1 pseudogene is annotated in these 219 nt (G+C 34.2%); it reads right to left on the bottom strand.

Features of this window, described 5'->3' with window-relative positions:
- Nucleotides 1-219: pseudogene (locus AMO19_RS02640) on the bottom strand (NAD(P)H-quinone oxidoreductase subunit 5); the annotation flags it as partial.

Here is a 219-nt window from a genome sequence, read left to right as displayed (position 1 = left end):
AATTCCCAAAACACATAAATTTCTAACAAATTCGGACTAACTATTAATCCCATCATTGAACTACTAAATAATGCTAAATATGTAAAAAATCTGACATAACCTTTGTCATGCGCCATGTAACCATGAGAGTAAATCATTACCAGCAAAGTTATCGTAGTTACTAACGCAAGCATTACGCTCCCCAAAGGATCAAGGACAAATCCCATTGGAATTGTGAAA

The organism is Prochlorococcus marinus (genome assembly GCF_001180245.1).
Lineage (GTDB): Bacteria > Cyanobacteriota > Cyanobacteriia > PCC-6307 > Cyanobiaceae > Prochlorococcus_A > Prochlorococcus_A marinus_F.
This window is presented reverse-complemented; position numbering and strand designations above follow the sequence as displayed.